The organism is Bacillus sp. EKM202B (assembly GCF_011066025.1).
GTDB lineage: Bacteria > Bacillota > Bacilli > Bacillales > Bacillaceae_G > Bacillus_A > Bacillus_A toyonensis.
The window spans coordinates 1-4,753 of the sequence record NZ_JAAMNK010000041.1 but is presented as its reverse complement, the minus strand read 5'-3'; the positions used below and the strand labels follow the sequence as shown (position 1 = coordinate 4,753).

The 4,753-nt window shown below is 29.9% G+C and carries 2 protein-coding genes and 2 pseudogenes; all 4 read left to right on the top strand.

The features are described 5' to 3' along the window. Positions 1–953 precede the first annotated feature (953 nt). Positions 954–2,645, top strand: coding sequence for a hypothetical protein (locus G9F74_RS26715; RefSeq protein ID WP_016107838.1), 1,692 nt, complete (start codon positions 954–956; stop codon positions 2,643–2,645). A gap of 1,240 nt (positions 2,646–3,885) precedes the next feature. Further along, positions 3,886–4,164: a hypothetical protein gene (locus G9F74_RS30260; RefSeq protein WP_016107837.1), complete on the top strand. Its 279-nt coding sequence runs from the start codon at positions 3,886–3,888 to the stop codon at positions 4,162–4,164. Further along, positions 4,121–4,492: pseudogene (locus G9F74_RS26705) on the top strand (IS6 family transposase); the annotation flags it as partial. The gene G9F74_RS30260 and the pseudogene G9F74_RS26705, both read left to right, overlap by 44 nt. Positions 4,493–4,524: 32 nt before the next feature. Next, positions 4,525–4,753, top strand: a pseudogene (locus G9F74_RS26700) (hypothetical protein); the annotation flags it as partial.

Genomic DNA, 4,753 nt, shown 5'->3' with positions numbered 1-4,753 from the left:
CTTTTTGAAACACCATAGCTACATTCTGGCAAGTACTATTAAAAACTTGAAACGGTTTAGCTTTATGGTGGCCAGTTTATTCTCAACAAGAAATACCTATGGTTTGTCGGGTTTTATCTAACTACAATTAACAGTATTTCATACATCAATACTAATACCTCTACTTTTTGAAACACCATAGCTACATTCTGGCAGGAACTGTTGAAAACATGAAACGGTATAGCTTTATGGTGGCAACAACTCTTAAAATATGAAACGTAACTATACTAAAATCTTTTTATAAAAAAATATTTTTTTTATTTAAATTAGTGATAAACACTGATATAAAGCCACCTTTTAAGAAAACTGAAAAAATTCCAATGAAATAATATAGCTATATGATGGCAATAAGTTTCTTTGCATAAATCCCTATAAATCCATATATAGAAAGGGATTAGATGCATTTCAAGTACAATGAAACATTGATTTAAAACATGAAACGTCATAGCTATATAATGGCAACACTTTTAAAAAAACATGAAACGTATATAGCTATATGATGGCAATAATACCTTGGCATAAAATGACAAAAAATCGCTATATAACAACATTTATGTATACACCCTATACATCATTTAGTCATTTCAAAACATGAAACGGTATAGCTATATGATGGCAACAACTTTTATTCGAACACTGCCTAAAAACCTATCATTTCAAGGTTCTTAGGCTGTTTCATTAATTTTAGATGCGTTTCATATTTAAAATCCCTTATAGCTTTATGGTGGCCAAAAGTTTTTTTTTATGAAACGTTGAATCCCTTGTGCCCCTAAGGCTCAAACGACGTTTCATATTTGAAATTTTCTTCTTAAAGAGACACATTTCACCAACATTCGATTTGATATAATCAAAAGTGAATTTTTATATCCTATTTAGGTGAAAGCTAAAACTCATAATAAGAGGAGGTGAAAAAGATGGCTAAACCTTTCGTTATAAAGAACAAACGTAGTTTAAATGGTGAAACAACAACTCCAGTATTAGTAACAATTAAAGCGTGGCAAAAATTAGTGGCAGCTTTAGAAGGCAAATACTATAGCTTTAAAGATACATATTTAGAAGATATCGTAAATTCAATGTCTTACGAGGAACGAATCGCAGACGAAGAGGGGTTTGTTGAAAAAGCCAAACCATCTTTTTCACTTCAAATGAAAAATCTCTTTACAAAAGCAAATGGTAGAAAGCATAAGCTATATGGTATTACTAATGCAGATCTAGAAGTATTTCTATTTCTACATAAAAAATGTAATACATATGGTGAACTTTCGCATGTTTCCATTCACATGCTTTGGGAAGACTACAAAAACTATAAAGAAGCATTTGCGCATATTCATCATTCACAATTCTATGTTGCGTTGAAAAAGCTTAGCTTACACAACATCATTGAAATTGAGAATGAATACAGTGGTAAATATAAAATTACATTAACTGATTTTATGAACAAGGAAACGAATAAAGCGAATCCTTACACATTTATCAGTCCAATTGTATTTACAAAAGAGTTCTTCGATTTATCTATTGCTGCTAAAAAGCTATTTATTGATATCGTAATGCAGCAAAAACGAGAAACTACTTTGAAACGTTCACTATATAAATTTGATGAACAAGGACAACAAACTCATTTTGGCGGTATGTATCGCTTCTTACATAAGAAATACCCACATCAGATACGTTCTGTAATGGCTGAATTAACAACTAAATCAACTGCTACTGGATCTTCTTTGTTTAAAATTTGCAAATTAGAAAAAGGGAAAAAGAATAAAAAGCAGTATACAACACTGTATTTATCTGTACACCCTGATTTCCTGTGTAATAAGGAAGTAGGGGAAGAGTATCGCGATCCGTTTACACCAAAACTTACATATAAACGTAAAGCTAAGTTCATTGAAGAATCGTTAGTTGAAATGAATATTGCAGAATTTACAAAAGATATAAACCAATTTGTAAATGTCTTAAAACATTCCTGTCATCGTCAAATCCGCCAAGTAATTCGTGGATTACGCGAAATGATTGATAGACAAGAAGGTTTCCCTAAAAATCTTGTTTATACGCTAAGCAAATTATTAAAGCAGTCTTCTCAATATCGTGTATTAGATACGGCTGCCAAAACAGGTATTTATTCTCTGATTACACATAATGTACCGAAAGATAAACAAGAAGATGCGATATTTAAATTTGGTACTCACTTTGCTATATATTCATTGCAAAATGTTAAAAAGTTATTCTGTAAAGCGCATGACCTTCTTCATTCTACATATGCAGTTCCTGTGACTGAAGAAGCATACCATCGTAATTATATGCAGTATCGAGAAGAAACACTATTTAGGAAATATGCTTTTGAGCAAGGAGTAAATGTTAACGCGTATACTGCATTGGAAATTGAAATTCGTGAATTATTAAAATCTAATGGTCATAAAGAACATCAAATTCCAAGTGATATTCGTGAACTGTTCATTGAAAAAATTGATAGATTGCCTAATGAAAAAATCCGCGTAATTGAAGTTCCTAAAGACTTTAATTTAATCGATTTTCTTCATTCCTTAGAAGCCTATTACCGTAAAAATAGTGAAACACCATGCACGGTAGATCAGCTGCTTCATGCAATGTAAAATTACATGCTCTCCTTTTTTGAAAAATTAAAGAAGGAGGGCTATTCGTGCTGAAATTAGAAATTATATTCGTACTATCCAAACATAAAAGAGAGAGATTCTTAAATTTTAGTTAGAATACCTCTCTTTTTTTATACACTTCTATACAAAATTCCTAAAATATAATCAGTAATTAACAATTTCACTTTTCATTTTCCTGAACATTCTTTCTACTTATGGGGTTTAGTCTAATAAAAATCATAAATATATATATAAATTCAGTGGATATCTTAATAATATTGTCCAAATGTGTACAATATTATAGTTCAAAGCTTTATTTATAAAGGTTTTACACATGAATCTACTTAAAATCAGAATGTTTCTTGTTAATAATGTTGATTTACTGAATTATGTTTATACCTTACTTCTAAATGTTAGTAAAGTGTGGGTTATTTTATAGCTTATGTGGAAATCATGCTATTAATTTAAGCTAGACTACCATTAATCTTATATACATTTTTATGCATCAAAATAATGATGATTATATGTAGAATAATTAAACTAACTTTATGATATTTTGTATATTTAGAGCGACTTAGAATACATTAAATACATTTCCAATAAGTGTTCTTTTCGATTTTTTATGGTTCTATAACTTGAAACCCCTTATTATTACTGCATTTGTAAGCTATTTTTTAGAAGTATAATAGTTTTATCTTTATATTCTTTTTATATAAAAGATATATAGTATATTAGGTTTTAAAATACTATTTAAAGAGACACTGCTTACTTAAAAATGTAAAAGGAAACAATAGATAAAAAATACATTTAAATTTAATACTATAAAAAAATGTACGCTAGGATATACGAATTTTATTACTCTGGAAAAGATCTATGGTTGATATGAAAAGGGCAATACAATTTTTTTAAAAATAGGATAAAGAGAGTTATTAATTGCTCACAAAACTATTATATTGCGATTCTATATTGGGAATTACTACTCTTTATTTTCAACTTAAGCTAGTTGTAATAGGACTACGTCAAAGTGAATTGTAAAAGTTACAGGTAGAGATTAGAGTTCAAAAAACTATGTGTAAAACGGATTTATATAACTGAAAATTCAGTATTTTATATAGAAATATAGAAAAATGTATATTGGAACGAAAGATTTACTGATTTCTGGTAGAATATATTTACAGAATATTCTAAGCGTATAAATTTTTCTATAGACTAGCATTTCAAGAGGATGTGGGAATATAACATGATTCTAGAAAAAATTCATAAGGATCTAAATGATAAGGGGATTACTAATAGACAACTTGCAACAATGTTTGATACCAATAATTCTAAAATAAATGAGTTATTTGCTAGAAAAAGAGAATTTGATTTTGATTTTAATATTTACAATGAAATATTAAATATGCGGTTGTGGTGTAAAACATCTCTTAAACTTGGACATACTGGTACTACTACTCTAAAAATGGGGCATGATCAGTATGGGAAACCAAAATTTGTTCAAATGGAAACATTATCAGCCTGACACCATCCTTCTTCCAGTGAGATGGTACCTACGGTACAACTTAAGTTTTCGTGATTTGGTTGAAATAATGGAAGAACGAGGCCTTTCGATAGCTCACTCAACAATTATGCGTTGGGTCCATCAATATGGTCCTGAGTTAGATAAGGGAATCCAGCGTCATCTCAAGCAGAGCAATGGCTCGTGGAGAGTAGATGAAACATACATAAAAGTAAAAGGGCAATGGATGTATTTGTATCATGCAGTCGATTCAAAAGGGAATACCACTAATTTTTACTTAAGTAAAAATAGAAATATCAAATCAGCCAAGCACTTTTTCAAAAAAGCCTTGGCTTTTTCGCTTTCTTGACATCTAAAATATACATGCCAAACGATGAAAAGCTATTCCATACAGAAACAAATAAAGTAATTAAGTTGTCGGGTATGGGGACATTGATTGTAGAACAAAGGGAATACAATCAACACAAAAACTTTATACAAATTTACTTTCGATTAGAAGGATATGAGGAAACACAATATACATTTAAGGCACAGCAAAAAGCAAATCCAGGTGTTCAGTTACCTGTCAAAGTATTGTATGAAGAGAACGGAA

Coding starts and splice junctions, on each gene's coding strand:
- G9F74_RS30260 (WP_016107837.1), top strand. CDS start 3,886: ATGATTCTAGAAAAAATTCATAAGGATCTAAATGATAAGGGGATTACT.
- G9F74_RS26715 (WP_016107838.1), top strand. CDS start 954: ATGGCTAAACCTTTCGTTATAAAGAACAAACGTAGTTTAAATGGTGAA.